The following is an 18159-nucleotide window of genomic DNA, read 5'->3' on the forward strand; positions in this document are numbered from 1 at the left end:
CGAGAATACTGATTTAAATATGAATAGCCAACGCCAGTCATGGCATTGGCTATTTATGTTTTTGCTATCTTTATTCCTCTTTATTTACTGAAATAAACTTTCTTTAAAGCAAGTTCTAACCCTCTAAACTCAGCTAAACCGCGTAATCTGCCGATTGCAGAATATCCAGGATTTGTTTTTTTCTTTAAATCATCTAACATTTGATGTCCATGATCTGGACGCATAGGAATAAGACGCTTATTTCCTTGAGCTAAACGACGATTTTCCTCAGTTAACAAAGCTTTAACTACATTAAACATATCCACATCGCCTTCTAAATGTGCAGCTTCATGGAAACTTAATGGGTTTTCTTCACGGCAAGTTGAACGTAGATGAGCAAAATAGATCCGATCAGCAAATTTTTCTGTCATTGCAACTAAATCATTATCTGAACGAACACCATACGATCCTGTACACATTGTAAAGCCATTTGCTTGGAGAGGTTCTGTTTCAACAAACCATTGCATATCTTCAATAGTTGATACAATTCGAGGTAATCCCAGAATTGGACGAGGAGGATCATCTGGGTGAATAGCTAATTTGATACCGACTTCTTGAGCAACAGGAACAACTTGGTGCAAGAAATAGGCTAAGTGTGTACGGAATTTTTCTGCAGAAATATCTTTATAACGATCTAATTGTGCTTGAAATTCTTCGAGTGTATAACCTTCCTCTGCTCCAGGTAATCCAGCAATAATATTATTCGTTAATTGTTGAATCTCTTCTGTTGACATTTTGTCATAATACGCTTTTGCTTGCTTGCACTCTTTTTCACTATAAGTTTGTTCCGCATTTGGACGTTTTAAAATATGGAGTTCAAATGCAGCAAATGCAATTTGATCAAAACGTAATGCTTTTGAACCATCTGGTAATTGGTATGCTAAATCTGTTCTTGTCCAGTCTAAGACGGGCATAAAGTTATAACAAACCGTATCAATACCGCAATGAGCTAAATTGCGCAAAGTTTGTTTATAATTCTCGATCCATTGTTGATAGTTTCCTGTTTGCGTTTTGATCTCCTCATGTACTGGCACGCTTTCTACAACAGACCACGTTAATCCAGCTTGTTCAATTTGATTTTTACGCTTTTCAACCTCTTCAATACTCCAAACTTGTCCATTTGGAATATGATGTAATGCTGTTACAACTCCTGTTGCACCTGCTTGTCGAATATCAGATAACGATACAGGATCATTCGGCCCATACCAACGCCATGTTTGTTCCATTTTTTTGCTCCTTAAACTACTAAATGTTTCAATTTATTCTTTTTCAATTCCTACAACGACTGGACTAATATTGAATAAATAACCATCGAAATTTGGATCATCTACATCAGACAACTCAAATAATTTCTGTTTTACATTTTCCAAATGTTGCCACATTGCCTGACGAGCTAATACAGGATCTTTCTTTTGCATTGCTCCCACAATATTCTCGTGATCTTTAATCCAAAGATAACGATAATTTTGGTTTGGTATGTGTAAGTGTAATCCTTGCCACATTTTGCTATTCATTCTCAAATCCCATAAAGATTTTTGCATCTGAATAATCACCTCATTCTGAGTAATTTCAGCGATAGTGCGATGGAAATCTTCATCAGCGACATAATCTTCATCTCCGTGTTCTAAAGTTTGTCGCTCTCTTAGCAAAATATCTTTTAATTTAGTTATATCAGCCCTTGTTGCTTGAATCGCAGCAAATTCAGCAATACTACTTTCTAATAATTGTCTTGCTTGTAATAACTCAAAAGGTCCAACATCTATTTGATGAAGAGATTCATCATTTTCAGCCACTCTAGGTATCTCTATTAAATAAACGCCAGATCCTTTACGTACTTCAACAAACCCCTCAATCTCCAACATAATTAGGGCTTCTCGAATCACGGTTCGGCTTACATTAAAATACTCAGCCAAATCCCTTTCTGTTGGTAATTTATTACCAATTTTATATTTCCCTGCAAATATCTGTTTTTTTATTTCATTACCGATCTTTTTATAAGATCGAAGATCTTCATTCATCATTATGAATTCCTAATTAAATTAACTAAATATCTTCTAGAGAAACGGAGTTATCATTTGTTAATGCTTGTCCATTAACAAAAAATAATCTTGTTTCATTTTCTGGTAATTTGAAATTAATTTTCTCATATTTAGGATTAAAAGAACCTGACTTAGTTAATTTAAGATCAATACAGCGTTCTGAACAACTCATCTCAATATCCAATAATAAGTACTGTTCTTTCAAATAACCGAAACTCTCTCCATCATCGTCAAAGATTTGTATTGAACACTTACCTTTAGTAATAAATGGCATTACAAGAAGTTCCCGATAAGTATCATCTTGTGTATTGCTACCGCTATATGGGTTAAGAGGAATAATGCTGCCTGCTCTGATAAATAATGGTATTCTCTCTAATGGCGCTTCAACTGTTATCGTCTGACCACCGCTATACCATTGGTGATGATAAAATTCATACCAACCATTATGATTACTTGGTAAATAAACATCTCTTTTTCGCTGTTCTGGCTCTACTATAGAGGCAACCAAAATATCTTTACCTAATAAATAATCATCTGTTTCAGCAAATGTGTTTACATCATCTTCATGATCCAAAAATGTTGGACGTAGCATTGGTTCATAATCTTTATGAGCTTTCCATAGAAGGTTATAAAAATATGGCATTAAACGATAACGTAATTGAATAGTTGAACGAATAATATCCGTTATTTGAGGGTACATCCAAGGTTCATTTACAGTATGATCATCATTCCATGAATGAATAGTGAATCTAGGGTGCATCACCCCATTTTGTACCCAACGTACAAACAATTCAGGATCTGGTTTATCCCCAGAAAACCCACCTACATCATGTCCTACATTATACAAACCAGATAAACTCATTCCTAAACCCATCTTGATATTATATTTTAATGTATTCCAATTTGTTCTATTATCGCCACTCCAGGTTTGCACGTATCGATTCATTCCTGGTGAGCCAGAACGAGAAATTAAATAAGGTCTGAGATCTGGCTGATAATCTAGTTGGGCTTCATATGATGCTTTCATCATCAGTAGAGGCATAAGTGGGCGAAGTAGTTTTACTGGCTTTGGTTTACCAAAATAGTAACAGCGAGCTTGCTCGTCCCAAATTTCAAACTCATTATTATCGTTCCAAGTTGAATCAATACCATATTTTAGTAATTGTTCGGTAACATTATCTTTCCACCATTGAATGGTTTTCGGGTTTGTAAAATCTAAGTGTGATCCTTCATCATCCCAGAACATTGAGCGCTCTGGAGAATCTGAAATAGAATCTTTAATGAATAATCCTTGTTTTGCCACTTCCTGATATTTTGGATGATCTTGTAACAAACAAGGCTTAATATTGGCAGCTAATTTCATTCCAGATTGATGGAAATATGCTGTCATCGCTTTTGGATTTGGTACTTTATCTCTATTCCAATTAAATACATAGCGTTTATCATTAATCGATGTATAACCAGAGGATAATTGGAAAGAATCACAAGGAATATTATGTTCCGTACATAAATCAACAAATTTTTTCAGCTGTTCTTGTGCATCTGGTGCATCAGTATAGTGCATTGTTGAGCCACTATATCCTAGGCTCCATTTAGGACCAAAAATTGTTCCTCCGGTTAATTTATTGTATTTTTTAGTAACGTCTACAATTTTAGGTCCTACAATAAAGTAATAATCGAGATCTCCATCTTCCGCACGATATGAACGATAAGCAGCATGATAGTTATCTAATTCATTGCCTAAATCAAACCAACATGTTGCTAAATTGTCATAATATAAGCCATAACTTAATTCTTTCGTATGCGTAATATAAAAAGGAATATGTTTGTACAATGGATCTGTTTTTTCTGCGTTATATCCCATCGCATCTAAATTTCTCATTTCAAACCGTCGTCCATAGCGATTAAGATTACCAGCTTTTTCTCCTAACCCATAATACGCATCTTCAGCCGATCTTTGCATAAAATGTGAAACTTTTCCTTGGGAAACTCCCATTAAATAAGCACCTGTTTTTCTATCTTGAGCAATAGTTTTCCACCCTTCAGCTGTACGATATTGCCATTCTAAGTATAATGGTTGATGAACAATTACTTTTAATGTTTTAGTAGCAATGACTAATTGTTCTTTTTCTTGTTGGATTTCATAAATTGGTTGACTAAATCCCTCCATAGACCAACGATCTCGACCTTCCCATATAATATCACTTTGATTTGGTGTAATAGCCCATGTATCTGGTAAACGGAATAGATAGTTTTGTGAAAAAGCTACACGAAAAATATCTTCTTCTAAAATAAAAATATGTAAATACCAATTATGTTCACACTCAATATCAATACGGTTTTTTTCGTTACTTTTAAATGACCAGTTCTTCAATGTTTTCATTTTTATCCCCATTAATTTTTAATTAATATCCAAGTAATACTCGTGGTAAAAATAGGCTTAAATCAGGTACATAAGCGACAAGTAATAATGCAATGATTAATACAAAATAGAATGGTAAAAGTGGCTTAATAATTTGATTAATTTTTACTCCACTAACAGAACAACCAATAAATAATGCACTACCAACAGGAGGGGTACAAATTCCGATCGAAAGATTAAATGCCATTAAGATACCAAAATGCACAGGATCCATACCTAATTCAGTTACAATCGGTAAGAAAATTGGGGTGAAAATTAATAACGCAGGCGTCATATCCATAAAGACACCGACGACTAACAAGATAATATTAATAATTAATAGAATAATAATCGGATTATCTGAAACAGAAAGTAATGCATCACTAATCGTATAAGGAATATCTGCATTTGCCATTGCCCAAGACATTCCCATTGAAGTACCTATTAACAGTAGAACAATAGCAGTTGTTACGACAGAATCGAGAATAATTTTTGGTAACTCTTTAATTGTAAATTCGCGATAAATCAACATGGCAAGCACTAATGTATAAACTACTGCAAATGCGGAGGCTTCTGTTGCCGTGAAGATACCGCCAATGATGCCACCCATAATTACAATAATTAAACCTAAGCTTGGCAATGCATCTAACGTTTTTTTACAGGCTTCACGACGTGTTGGTTTTGGTGATACTGGGTAATTCCGTTTTTTCGCAATAAATGCGACAACTAGCATAATAGATAACCCCATTAAAACTCCTGGAATATAGCCAGCTAAGAATAGAGCTCCTATTGAAGTACCTCCAGAAATTAACGAATAAACGATAAACGTATTACTCGGTGGAATTAATAATCCTGTTGGGCAAGAGGCAATATTTACAGAGGCAGAAAAAGCAGGATCATAACCTTCTTTTTTTTGCAACGGAGACATAATCCCACCCATTGCAGCTCCTGATGCAACAGCAGAGCCAGAAATCGAACCAAACATCATATTTGCTAATACATTAACATGAGCTAATGATCCAGGTAATCGCCCACCAATAACTTTAGCAAATTCAATCAATCGCAAAGCAATTCCACCTCTATTCATTATATTTCCAGCTAAAATAAAAAATGGAATTGCTAATAATGAGAAACTATCTAATCCTGATGCCATCTTTTGAGAAATTACTGCAATAGCGGAATCTAAAGGTAGGGATAGCATGATTGTTAATAAAGATGCTATACCAATTGAAAACGAAATTGGCACACCAATAAAAAGTAGTACAAAGAAACTACCACTTAAAACAAGAACTGTTGACCATTCCATAATTATAATCCCCCAAATTAATGAGAAAGTTGCTTGATGTTGTCAATAACATCTCGAATCAAATAGATGAGCATAAATATCCCACTAATTGGGATTGCCAAATATACTAGTCCCATTTCAATACCAATTACAGGAGAGATTTGTCCGTGAGCGATAGTATCTTGAACTAATCGTATACCGCCATAACACATAATTGATAAAGAAAACAAAATACCTACCATATTAATAAATAAATTTAATTGACATTGTTTAGCTGGAGATGACTCCAGTTTCGTAGTTAGTAAATCAATGGCTAAATGTTTTTTTTGTCCTAATGCATAAGCAGCACCAATTAGACCTACCCAAATAAATAAAAACCTTGCCATTTCATCAGTATAAGTACTTGGCGTATTTAGAAGGTATCGAGATAACACCTGCCAAATAACACAGCACACCAAAACAGAACAGAGAATGACACACATTATTGAAAGAATCTTATTAATGACATTAATAAACTTTTCCATTTTTCTAAATTCTCCTTTTTTATTGGGTTTGGTATTCCAATTTTGATTAAAAAATAGAATTGATCAACAATTTTATTCTATTTATGTGATCTGGTTCACCAAATTTAAAAAATTGGATTGAACTATGAAAAATGATGGTTATATTTAAGCCAACAATATGCTTTATATTGTTTTAAAAGACAAACTGGTTTACCTCTTATGAAACTGGTTATCTTTGTTTTTACTAACCGACCTAACAGGCAGGAGTATATTTTTTATGAAAAAGACTATTTTATCTGTAGCTTTAACCGCCGTGTTATCTATGGGCGTAGCACTATCTGCACAAGCAAAGATTGTATTAAAACTTAGCCATAATAATGACAAAACTCATCCAGTTCATATTTCAATGCAGCATATGGCTGATGAGGTAAAACAACTTACTAATGGAGAGGTAATTATTCGGATTTATCCTAATAGTCAATTAGGTACACAGCGTGAGTCTATGGAATTATTGCAATCAGGTTCGTTAGATATGGCGAAGTCGAATGCAAGTGAAATGGAGTCATTTGAGCCTACCTATGGTGCATTTAATGTTCCATATCTGTTCAAAAACAAAGAGCATTACTATAAAGTGTTAACTGATCCTGAAGTTGGACAAAAAATTTTGCAAGCATCAAAAGACAAAGGATTTATTGGGTTAACCTATTATGATGGTGGAGCAAGAAGTTTCTATGCAAACAAACCTATTAAATCTCCAGCAGACTTAAAAGGTATGAAAATTCGGGTACAACCAAGTCCATCAGCTGTTGAAATGATGAAGTTGATGGGAGCATCACCAACACCGTTAGCTTATGGAGAACTCTATACAGCGTTGCAACAAAAAGTTGTTGATGGTGCAGAGAACAACGAAACAGCATTAACTCTTGCTCGTCATGGTGAAGTCGCTAAATACTTCAGTGAAGATCAACACACTATGATTCCAGACGTCTTACTTATTAGTACAAAATCTTGGAATAAGCTCTCTCCAGAACAACAGGCTGCACTTAAGAAAGCGGCGGATCACTCTATGTTATTCCATAAAGATTTATGGGATAAGATGATCGCAGAAGAAATTGAGAAAGCAAAATCACAACTTAATGTTGAATTTGTTCAAGTTGATAAACAACCATTTATTGATGCTGTTAAAAGTATGCATGATACAGTTAAGCAAAATCCTGTATTAAAAGATTATATTGAGCGTATCAATGAACTGAGCAAATAAAAAATCACCTCCAATAATATTGCGACATCTCATGATGTCGCTTCTTTCTAAAAGGAATTTAATGATGAATATTGCAAAAAATCACAATCTAAAAGATAAACTTATTGTTATTTCTGGTGCTGGTGGGGTGTTATGTGCATTTTTAGCAAAAGAACTTGCCAAAACACAAGCTAACATTGCGTTATTAGATATTAATTATGATGCAGCAAATCAAATTGCAGAAGAAATTAATCAGTCTGGTGGTAAGGCAAAGGCCTATAAAACAAATGTATTAGATCTTGATAGTATTCAAAACACACGAGATCAAATAGTATCTGATTTTGGAACTTGTGATATTTTAATTAATGGAGCAGGTGGCAATAATTCAAAAGCGACTACAGACAATGAATTCCATCAATTTGATTTACCAGAAAATACCAAAACATTTTTTGAATTAGATAAGTCTGGTATTGAATTTGTCTTTAATTTGAATTATTTAGGAACATTATTACCAACCCAAGTTTTTGCTAAAGATATGCTTGGCAAACTTGGTGCAAATATTGTGAATATTTCTAGTATGAATGCATTTACACCATTAACTAAAATTCCTGCTTATTCAGGAGCAAAAGCTGCTATTAGTAATTTTACTCAATGGCTTGCCGTCTATTTTTCAAAAGTAGGCTTGCGTTGCAATGCTATTGCTCCTGGATTCTTAGTAAGTAATCAGAATCGTGCATTATTATTCGATGAAAATGGGCAACCTACTGCAAGAGCTAATAAGATTCTAACTAATACACCTATGGGAAGATTTGGTGAGCCAGAAGAACTACTTGGTGCATTACTTTTTTTAATTGATAGTGAATATTCTAGTTTTGTTAACGGTGTCATCATTCCAGTTGATGGTGGTTTCTCTGCTTATAGTGGGGTGTAATTATGAAACCATTTATGGGCGAAGATTTTTTGTTATCTTCTGAAACATCAAAAATACTTTATCATCAATATGCTGCCCCACAACCAATTTTTGATTATCACTGTCATTTAAGCCCAAAAGATATTGCAGAAAATAGACAATTTAAAGATCTTACTGAAATTTGGCTAGAGGGAGATCATTATAAATGGCGTGCTATGCGTACTGCGGGTATTGATGAAATATTCATTACAGGTAATGCAGATAATTACCAAAAATATTTAGCTTGGGCAAAAACAGTACCATTATGTATTGGTAACCCAATTTATCATTGGACACATTTAGAATTACGTCGTCCATTTGGAATTACTAATATCTTATTTTCGCCTCATTCCGCAGAAAAAATTTGGCATCAATGTAATGAATTATTACAACAGCCAGAATTTTCTGCTCGTGGAATTATGCAGCAAATGAATGTGGCATTATCGGGTACAACAGATGATCCGATTGATTCTTTGGAATATCACAGAAAAATTGCCAATGATTCAACTTTCTCTATCGAAGTTGTACCGAGTTGGCGACCTGATAAAGTTTTTAAAATTGAATTAGATGGTTTCCCAGACTATATTGCTAAATTAGCAGCAGCTAGCGATGTAGATATTCGTTCTTTTGCTGATTTGCAATTTGCTTTGGTAAAACGATTAGATCATTTTGATCATCATGGTTGTAAATCTGCTGATCATGGAATAGAAATGGTACGTTTCGCACCAATTCCTGATACTCAAACCCTAGATCGTATTTTACAAACTCGCCTACAAGGCAAAATTCTCAATGAATTGCAAATAGCACAATTCAGTACAGCTGTTTTAGTATGGCTTGCTGAGCAATATTGCCAACGTCAGTGGGTGATGCAACTGCATATTGGTGCTTTACGAAATAATAATACACGAATGTTTAGGCTCTTAGGCGCTGACAGTGGTTTTGACTCTATTGGAGATCGTTCTTATGCAGAACCACTTTCTCGCTTATTAGATACAATGGACCAAACTAACAATTTACCTAAAACGATCTTATATTGTCTTAATCCAAGAGATAACGAAATGATTGCAAGTATGATTGGTAATTTTCAAACTGGTGGAATTGCTGGAAAAATCCAATTTGGATCGGGCTGGTGGTTTAATGATCAAAAAGATGGCATGGAACGTCAATTACAACAACTTTCTCAACTTGGTTTACTCAGTCAATTCATTGGAATGCTTACCGACTCAAGAAGTTTCTTATCATTCACTCGACATGAATACTTCCGCCGTATTTTATGTGAATTAATAGGTAAATGGGTTGAAAATGGTGAATTACCAAATGATTTAGATTTGTTAGGTAAAATGGTAGAAAATATTTGTTTTTACAATGCAAAAGCCTATTTTAAATAAGACTATTTTATGCAACAAAAAAACCGCCAAAGTTGGCGGTTTTTTATATCTATGAATATTTCTTAATTATTTAGAAATATGTGCAACTAAATCTAATACTTTGTTTGAGTAACCAGTTTCGTTGTCATACCAAGAAACAACTTTAACGAAAGTATCTGTTAGTTGGATACCTGCTTTTGCATCAAAGATAGAAGTTAATGCACAGCCATTAAAGTCTGTTGATACCACATCATCTTCTGTGTAACCTAAAACGCCTTTGAATTCGTTTTCAGAAGCACGTTTCATTTCTGCACAGATTTCTGCGTAAGTTGCTGGTTTTTCTAAGTTTACTGTTAAATCTACAACAGATACGTTAGCAGTAGGAACACGGAAAGCCATACCTGTTAATTTACCATTTAATGCAGGGATAACTTTACCTACAGCTTTAGCAGCACCAGTTGATGATGGGATAATATTTTGCGCCGCACCACGACCACCACGCCAATCTTTTACAGATGGACCATCTACTGTTTTTTGGGTTGCAGTTGTTGCGTGAACAGTTGTCATTAAACCGTCTTTGATACCCCATTTGTTGTGTAATACTTTAGCGATTGGCGCTAAACAGTTAGTTGTACAAGATGCGTTAGAAACGATATCTTGACCTGCATAGCTATCGAAGTTAACACCATTTACGAACATTGGCGTGTTGTCTTTTGATGGACCAGTCATAACTACTTTTTTCGCACCAGCAGTGATGTGTTTACGTGCAGTTTCGTCAGTTAAGAATAAACCTGTTGCTTCAACAACCACATCAACACCGATTTCATTCCATTTTAAGTTTGCTGGATCACGTTCTGCAGTAACGCGGATTGTTTTACCATTTACGATTAAATTTCCATCTTTCACTTCAACGGTACCATCGAAACGACCGTGAGTTGAATCGTATTTCAACATATACGCCATGTAATCAACATCAATTAAGTCGTTGATACCCACAACTTCGATGTCATCACGAGTTTGTGCTGCACGGAAAACGATACGACCAATACGGCCGAAGCCATTAATACCAATTTTAATTGCCATAGTATTTACCTATATTTAATGTTAAACAAATCTATTTAAATCACGGTTAATTTTTTAGATTTAAAAATTAATTGCGCTAAAACCGCGGCGGATTATAACATAAACTTCCATTCTACGAAAATCTGCCATAGCGCAGTTGAAAGATAACAGATAACTTTTTTGTGATCTACATCAAATTTTATTCATTAAAGTTATCTGGTAAATGTTGTTGCATACTTGACCAAATAAGCCCACTTTCTATCCCATATTGCCGAAGACATGGTCTAACCTGATCAAAGTTTTCTGTTTGGCAAATGGTATATAGTTGGTGATAAAATTTTAATGCTAATTCTCGACTGAGTGGATTAGAGAAATAGTAACGTCCGACTCTCTCATAAAGGCTCTTTAAGCTATTTAAAATTAAGCCATAAACAGGATTTTTAGAGGCAAATGCCAGCTGGCGGAATAAATCATAATCGAAAGCAGTATAATCTTCTGCGGTATCCTTTAAATTTGTCATAGGTTCAAACACCGCTAATGACTCTTCTTTAGCAATACGAAATGCTTTACGAATATAAATAGCTGAAATATTTGTTCTTGCTGATAAGATATTTGCGATTAAAGTAGGAACACGTGTGCCATCTAATTTGATTAACGCTTCTAGAATATTTAGTCCTGAAGTTTCCCAAATATTATTGACTCGAGTTGGTTTACCATGCTGGATACTTAGCCAACCATCTCGTGCTAAACGTTGTAAAACTTCACGTAATGTTGTCCTTGTTACACCAATTTTATCTGCTAATTCACGTTCTGCTGGAAGATCTGAGCCTGGTGGAAAATGATTATTCCAAATACTTCTAATAATATATTCTTCTGCTAATCCTGCTGGGCTATGTGCTTTGATGACATCATTATTTATTGTCATTTGTTTTATTCCTATACTTAATAAATTAAATACAAACTCTTTTTATTAGTGTTACTTAAAAGAATTGTCTGTATTTTTTATTAAAATCAATATAATACATCTAAATTTGTTAAACGGTTTATTATAATAAAATCGCAGAAATCTTTGATCCGCCACAAATAAACCTAATTTTCAAATAAAATAAGTTTGCAAGATTGTATTACAATCAAGCAAGTTGTAAATTAAAAACTCAACATTTTGAATAAATAATAATCCGAGTGTCTATGGAGATGGCAATATGACTTATTTGCAAGCAGGTATGCAAAATTTTCTGGGACAAAGCCCAAACTGGTATAAACTACTGATTATTGGCTTTCTTATTATTAATCCCCTATTTTTTTATATTGATCCCTTTCTAGCAGGTTGGCTTCTTGTTGCTGAATTCATTTTTACTTTAGCCATGGCTTTAAAGTGTTATCCTCTCCAACCTGGTGGTTTACTTGCCCTAGAGTCTGTTATTATTGGAATGACATCACCAGAACACATTAAACATGAAATTATGGCAAATTTTGAAGTCATTATGTTGTTGATGTTTATGGTGGCTGGTATCTATTTTATGAAGCAATTACTGCTTTTTTTATTTACTAAATTACTTCTTGCTATTCGTTCTAAAATTGCATTGTCTCTTGCATTTTGCCTAAGTGCTGCATTTCTTTCTGCTTTCTTAGATGCACTTACTGTGGTTGCTGTAGTAATTAGCGTTTGTATGGGATTCTATGGGGTTTACCATAAAATTGCATCAGGTAATAAGCTTGATGATTCTACGGATATTACCAATGATGATAAAATTACCAGTGCCAAAAAGACATTAGAGGAGTTCCGTGCGTTTTTACGTAGTCTAATGATGCACGCAGGCGTGGGGACGGCATTAGGTGGCGTAATGACAATGGTAGGGGAGCCACAAAATTTGATTATTGCAGAACAAGCAGGCTGGCATTTTAGTGAGTTTTTCTTCCGCATGGCGCCAGTAACGCTCCCTGTGTTAGTGTGTGGTCTATTCACCTGTTTTATAGTAGAAAAATTTAAGATTTTTGGCTATGGTGCACATTTACCTCGTCGCGTTTGGTTGGTATTAGCAATTCTGGATCGTAGTCAAAGTGAGAAAATGACTCGGAATGACAAACTCAAATTAGCTGCTCAAGCAATTATTGCTATCTGGTTAATTATTGGTTTAGCTTTTCATCTTGCTGCCGTTGGTTTAATTGGGTTAACTATTATTATTTTAGCGACGTCATTCTGTGGCGTTACTGATGAGCACACGATTGGTCGTGCGTTCCAAGAATCTTTGCCATTTACAGCTTTATTAGTTGTCTTTTTTACTGTTGTTGCGGTGATTATCGATCAGCATCTCTTTTCAGGTATTATTCAATTTGTTCTTAGCGCAAGTGAAAGTTCTCAACTCATTCTGTTCTATGCTTTTAATGGTTTGTTATCTTCTATTTCAGATAATGTTTTCGTTGGTACGGTTTACATTAATGAAGCAAAAGCGGCTTTAGAGGCGGGTAAAATTTCACTTTCTCAATTTGAAGCGATTGCCGTAGCCATCAATACAGGAACCAATTTACCCTCAGTTGCGACACCAAACGGACAAGCAGCGTTCTTATTTTTATTAACATCATCATTTGCCCCATTAATTCGTTTATCTTATGGTAGAATGGTATTTATGGCGTTACCTTATACCATTGTGTTAGCCATTGTAGGATTAATTGGCGTTGAGTTTTTATTACCTGAATTTACGGAAGTGTTCACACAATGGGGACTTATTTCTACACCACATTCACCAGTACATTGATAAGGATAACTAATGCTTACTGTTTTTAAATCTTGGTCTTTAACTCGTTCAGCTTGGTTCATTTTAGCGCTTTCTGGTTTAGCTTTAGAATGTGCTGCACTTTATTTCCAGCATGGGCTAGGTTTACAGCCCTGTGTGATGTGTATTTATGAACGTGTTGCCTTGCTTACTGTGATTTTTGGAAGTTTGATTGGCGCAATTTATCCTGCTTCTTTATTCTTACGAATTGTTGCAATTCTTGTTGGTGGGTGGGGTGCTATCAAAGGATTATTATTATCTATTGAACATGCTGATCTCCAACTCAATCCTGCGCCATGGAAACAATGTGAGTTTCGTCCAGATTTTCCACAAACCTTACCTCTTGATCAATGGTTTCCATCTGTCTTTCAAGCGAGCGGATCTTGTAGTGAAATTACTTGGAGTTTTTTAGGTTATACCATGCCACAATGGTTAATTGTCATATTTGCTATTTATGTTGGACTCTGGCTGCTTATTGCATTAAGTCAATTTAAACGTAGTCATTCTCAGCGTCAAAGGCGTTTATTTAAATACTAATCTTCTAAGAGAAAGGATAAGTTTTATACATAATTTATCCTTTTTTATTATATTTGTTCAGGGATAAAAAATGGTTAATATTCGTCGTTCATTACAGAAATATATTGATTGGGTTATCCGTTTAGGACGCTTACGTTTTTCGCTGCTAGGGATTGCGGTATTAGCTATCTTTGCCCTTTGTGTACAAATTTTATTAAGCATTTTTGTTACTGGGCAAGTTGATTGGACAGATATTGCCAGATCAATTAGTTTCGGTTTAATTTCAGCCCCGTTCGTTATCTATTTTTTTAATGTAATAGTAGAAAAACTTGAACTTTCTCGCCAACATTTACATGAATCTAACATTGAACTTTCTCAAACTTTAGCCCTTCTCGAAAAAGAAATTTCAGAAAAGAATAAAGTTCAAATTGCGTTACAACAAAAAGCTGATTTTCTTCGTTCTTTTATTGATTCTTCTCCAGACTTAGTGTTTTCACGTTCCGAAGATGGCAAATTCCTAGAATGCAATCGTGCAATGGAATTACTCACAGGAAAAACAGAACAACAATTAAAAGCACTTTCACTCGATCAAATTTTCCCTGAAGAATTAGCAAAATATATTCAAGGAACAGATAAAGCCGTTTTAGAAAATAATATTGGTATGACTTATGAACAATGGTTTAAGTATCCAAATGGGAAAGTAGCGTGTTTTGAAATTCGTAAAGTACCTTATTATGATCAAATTAAACAATTACATTGCTTACTTGGTTTTGGGCGAGATATTACAGAACATAAGCGTTATCAAGAAACGATAGAAAGAGCTAATCGAGATAAATCTAATTTAATGGCAACCATTAGCCATGAGTTACGTACTCCGCTGAATGGTATTATTGGATTAAGTCGTATCTTATTAGATAGTCAATTAAGTGAAAAACAGCGTAATTATCTGCATACGATTAATGTGAGTGCGATTTCATTAGGGCATATTTTTAGCGACATTATTGATTTAGAGAAACTCGATTCACGTCGTATTCAACTCTATAAAAAAGAGACTGACGTATTTCGTCTATTAAGTGATATTGAAAATTTTGCAACTTTTATGGCAAACCAAAAGGGACTATCTTTTAAACTTGCTTACGATAATGATCTTCCAAATTTCTTAATGCTGGATTATGCGCGTATTTCACAAATTCTATGGAATTTAATTAATAATGCTGTCAAATTTACTACCACAGGCGGATTAACGTTAAAATTTTCCCGTTTAGATCAACAGACCTATAGTTTTGCCTTAACGGATACAGGCGTGGGGATTCCTTTAGCAGAACAGAAAAAAATCTTTGCTATGTATTATCAAGTCCGCTCAGGTAACCAAAAGGCGCTTGGAAGTGGTATTGGCTTATCTATTTCCAAAAAAATCGCCAAATTAATGAATGGTAATTTAATGGTAAATAGTGAAGTAGGAAAAGGCTCAACATTTACCTTTACTTTCAAAGCAGAAGAGGTTGCTAAATTACCGCCTATTGTAACTATCCCAGAATTACAACATCTCTCAATCCTTTTAGTTGAAGATATTGAAATTAACGTGATTGTGGCGCGTTCTGTGTTAGAAAAGTTAGGTTATCGCGTTGATGTTGCAATGAATGGAAAAGACGCTATCAAAAGGGTTGAAGAGAAACAATATGATCTTGTCTTGTTAGATATTCACCTGCCTGATATGACGGGGTTTGAAATAGCGGAATATTTACGTCAACAATATGAAGAAGAAAAATATGATTATCTTCCGCCGTTAGTAGCATTAACAGCAAATGTCGTGGCAAATAAACAAGATTATTTTAAACGAGGTATGGACGATGTATTACAAAAACCATTGTCGTTAGATGCGCTCAACCAATGTTTACTAAATCTTTTTGATCTTCAACCTCAGCTAATTGAAAAGTTTGAGATAGAGCAAGCTATAGTGGAAGCAGATAAACCAGCAGATCAACCTTGGCAACAGTTAGATCTTGTTATGTTAAATGAACTCTCCAATATGCTTGGTAAAAAAGCGATTCAAAGTAATTTAAAATTATTTGTTTTAATGATGCCAAATTACTTACAAGATTTAAATGATACCTATCACCGTTATCTAGATGATCCACAACAGAAACAACTTCTCTGTGAAATAGCGCATAAAATTAAAGGTGCTGCGTCGTCCGTTGGGTTAAAAGCGCTACAAGAGATTAGTAAAGCGGTACAAAATGGAGAAGAAGAGGATTGGGATAGTGAATTAGCAGAGCGTATTGAACAACTGCAACATTGGCAGCAACATACAGATTGTTTACAACAATGGTTGGATCAAAAGTATTAATATGCAGAATCTTATTTTTTTACATGGTTTTCTCGGCTCTCGCCATGACTGGCAAGTTGTTATTCATCATTTACCTAATACCTGTTGTTTTTGCTTAGATTTACCAGGGCATGGTGAAAATCATCAGCTTGCAATCACCAATTTTACCGATGCTGCCGAATGGTTATCTCAACAAATCGAATCAGCTGTGGGGGAGCAACCGTATCATCTGATTGGCTATTCTCTTGGCGGGCGTTTAGCGGCATATTTTGCCACACAAACGGATTTTCCAATCCATAATCTACACAAAGTTTGCCTAGAGGGGGCAAATTTAGGCTTAACTTCACAACTTGAACGTGAACAACGATGGCAGAATGATTTACATTGGGCAATACGTTTTTCACAAGAACCGATAGAACACGTATTAGCAGACTGGTATCAACAGGTCGTGTTTGCTGATCTGACTCATGAACAACGGCAAGCATTAATCCAGTTACGCCGACATAATTCCCCTATTGGATTAAGCCAAATGTTACAAGCAACCTCATTAGCCAAACAACCTAATTTGTGGGCAATCATTCAAGCTCAGCCAGAACGTTTTTATTATTTTTGTGGGGAAAATGATCTAAAATTTCGTCAACTTGCAGAAAAGCATCAATTAAACCTAACATTAATCTGTAAAGTTGGGCATAATGCGCATATTCATCAGCCAGCAGAATTTGCTCAGCAGTTGGCAGCACTATTTTGTTAAGAAAAAAGGAAAAGTTATGTTATATCCAAGTGAAGATTTTTTATACGCACCAGTAAAATGGCAAGATTGCAGTGAGGGATATACTGATATTCTCTATCATAAATCTACCGATGGTATTGCTAAAATCACAATCAATCGCCCTCAAGTACGCAATGCTTTTCGTCCACAAACGGTAAAAGAGATGATCCAAGCTTTTGCTGATGCACGTTTTGATGAAAAAATTGGTGTTATTGTATTAACTGGACAAGGTGAAAAAGCATTCTGTTCTGGTGGTGATCAGAAAGTGCGTGGTGATTATGGTGGTTATAAAGACGATCAAGGCACACACCACTTAAACGTGCTTGATTTTCAACGTGATATTCGGACTTGTCCAAAACCTGTTGTGGCAATGGTTGCAGGTTATGCGATTGGTGGTGGTCATGTATTGCATATGATGTGCGATTTAACGATTGCTGCAGAGAATGCAATTTTTGGTCAAACTGGTCCAAGAGTAGGATCATTTGATGGGGGGTGGGGGGCTTCTTATATGGCTCGTATTGTAGGGCAAAAGAAAGCGCGCGAAATTTGGTTCCTTTGCCGTCAATATAACGCACAAGAAGCTTTAGATATGGGCTTAGTAAACACTGTTGTTCCTTATGAAGATTTAGAAAAAGAAACTGTACGTTGGTGTCGTGAGATGCTACAAAATAGCCCAATCGCTTTACGTTGCCTAAAAGCGGCATTAAATGCGGATTGTGATGGTCAGTCTGGCTTACAAGAGTTGGCTGGAAATGCAACAATGTTGTTCTATATGACAGAAGAGGGGCAAGAGGGGCGTAATGCCTTTAATGAAAAACGCCAACCAGACTTTAGTAAATTTAAACGCAATCCTTAATAATACAAAAAATGGTCAGTAATTACTGACCAT

At 35.1% G+C, this 18159-nt stretch carries 15 protein-coding genes; 8 read left to right on the plus strand and 7 right to left on the minus strand.

The window, feature by feature from the left end; all coding sequences use genetic code 11:
* Positions 1-80: 80 nt before the first annotated feature.
* Genes uxuA through ACFFHK_RS06285 form a run of 5 tightly spaced genes read right to left on the minus strand, consistent with a single transcriptional unit; the run spans position 81 to position 6288 of the window.
* On the minus strand, positions 81-1265 hold the full coding sequence (gene uxuA / locus ACFFHK_RS06265; protein ID WP_382370657.1) for a mannonate dehydratase: 1185 nt from the start codon (positions 1263-1265) through the stop codon (positions 81-83).
* Between the two features lie 33 nt (positions 1266-1298).
* Positions 1299-2060: an FCD domain-containing protein gene (locus ACFFHK_RS06270; protein WP_382370659.1), complete on the minus strand. Its 762-nt coding sequence runs from the start codon at positions 2058-2060 to the stop codon at positions 1299-1301.
* A gap of 22 nt (positions 2061-2082) precedes the next feature.
* Positions 2083-4461, minus strand: coding sequence for a glycoside hydrolase family 31 protein (locus tag ACFFHK_RS06275; protein ID WP_382370661.1), 2379 nt, complete (start codon positions 4459-4461; stop codon positions 2083-2085).
* A 22-nt stretch (positions 4462-4483) separates the two neighbouring features.
* The gene (locus tag ACFFHK_RS06280) at positions 4484-5785 is read right to left on the minus strand and encodes a TRAP transporter large permease (RefSeq protein WP_382370663.1); all 1302 of its coding nucleotides are present in this window, start codon (positions 5783-5785) and stop codon (positions 4484-4486) included.
* Positions 5786-5802: 17 nt separating this feature from the next.
* Positions 5803-6288: a TRAP transporter small permease gene (locus ACFFHK_RS06285; RefSeq protein ID WP_382370665.1), complete on the minus strand. Its 486-nt coding sequence runs from the start codon at positions 6286-6288 to the stop codon at positions 5803-5805.
* A gap of 256 nt (positions 6289-6544) precedes the next feature.
* Here ACFFHK_RS06285 and ACFFHK_RS06290 point away from each other — a divergent pair, with 256 nt between their 5' ends.
* From ACFFHK_RS06290 to uxaC, 3 genes are all read left to right on the plus strand, one after another.
* Positions 6545-7528, plus strand: coding sequence for a TRAP transporter substrate-binding protein (locus ACFFHK_RS06290; protein ID WP_382370667.1), 984 nt, complete (start codon positions 6545-6547; stop codon positions 7526-7528).
* 64 nt (positions 7529-7592) lie between these two features.
* Positions 7593-8438, plus strand: coding sequence for an SDR family oxidoreductase (locus ACFFHK_RS06295; protein WP_382370763.1), 846 nt, complete (start codon positions 7593-7595; stop codon positions 8436-8438).
* A gap of 2 nt (positions 8439-8440) precedes the next feature.
* The gene (gene uxaC / locus ACFFHK_RS06300) at positions 8441-9844 is read left to right on the plus strand and encodes a glucuronate isomerase (protein ID WP_382370669.1); all 1404 of its coding nucleotides are present in this window, start codon (positions 8441-8443) and stop codon (positions 9842-9844) included.
* 66 nt (positions 9845-9910) lie between these two features.
* Here the strand turns inward: uxaC and gap are convergent, their stop codons facing one another.
* Positions 9911-10906, minus strand: coding sequence for a type I glyceraldehyde-3-phosphate dehydrogenase (gene gap, locus ACFFHK_RS06305; RefSeq protein WP_382370671.1), 996 nt, complete (start codon positions 10904-10906; stop codon positions 9911-9913).
* Positions 10907-11084: 178 nt separating this feature from the next.
* Entirely contained in the window at positions 11085-11810 is a 726-nt protein-coding gene (gene fadR, locus ACFFHK_RS06310) for a fatty acid metabolism transcriptional regulator FadR (protein ID WP_382370673.1), read from the minus strand.
* Positions 11811-12087: 277 nt separating this feature from the next.
* Here fadR and nhaB point away from each other — a divergent pair, with 277 nt between their 5' ends.
* From nhaB to menB, 5 genes are all read left to right on the plus strand, one after another.
* A complete protein-coding gene (nhaB, locus tag ACFFHK_RS06315; protein ID WP_382370675.1) occupies positions 12088-13641 on the plus strand; it encodes a Na(+)/H(+) antiporter NhaB in 1554 nt (517 codons plus the stop codon).
* A gap of 12 nt (positions 13642-13653) precedes the next feature.
* A complete protein-coding gene (gene dsbB, locus ACFFHK_RS06320; protein ID WP_382370676.1) occupies positions 13654-14196 on the plus strand; it encodes a disulfide bond formation protein DsbB in 543 nt (180 codons plus the stop codon).
* Positions 14197-14266: 70 nt separating this feature from the next.
* Positions 14267-16522: an ATP-binding protein gene (locus ACFFHK_RS06325; protein WP_382370678.1), complete on the plus strand. Its 2256-nt coding sequence runs from the start codon at positions 14267-14269 to the stop codon at positions 16520-16522.
* A gap of 1 nt (position 16523) precedes the next feature.
* The gene (gene menH, locus ACFFHK_RS06330; RefSeq protein WP_382370680.1) at positions 16524-17252 is read left to right on the plus strand and encodes a 2-succinyl-6-hydroxy-2,4-cyclohexadiene-1-carboxylate synthase; all 729 of its coding nucleotides are present in this window, start codon (positions 16524-16526) and stop codon (positions 17250-17252) included.
* 16 nt (positions 17253-17268) lie between these two features.
* The gene (menB, locus tag ACFFHK_RS06335; protein WP_382370682.1) at positions 17269-18126 is read left to right on the plus strand and encodes a 1,4-dihydroxy-2-naphthoyl-CoA synthase; all 858 of its coding nucleotides are present in this window, start codon (positions 17269-17271) and stop codon (positions 18124-18126) included.
* Positions 18127-18159 lie beyond the last annotated feature (33 nt).

Source organism: Gallibacterium trehalosifermentans, from assembly GCF_042433055.1.
Lineage (GTDB): Bacteria > Pseudomonadota > Gammaproteobacteria > Enterobacterales > Pasteurellaceae > Gallibacterium > Gallibacterium trehalosifermentans.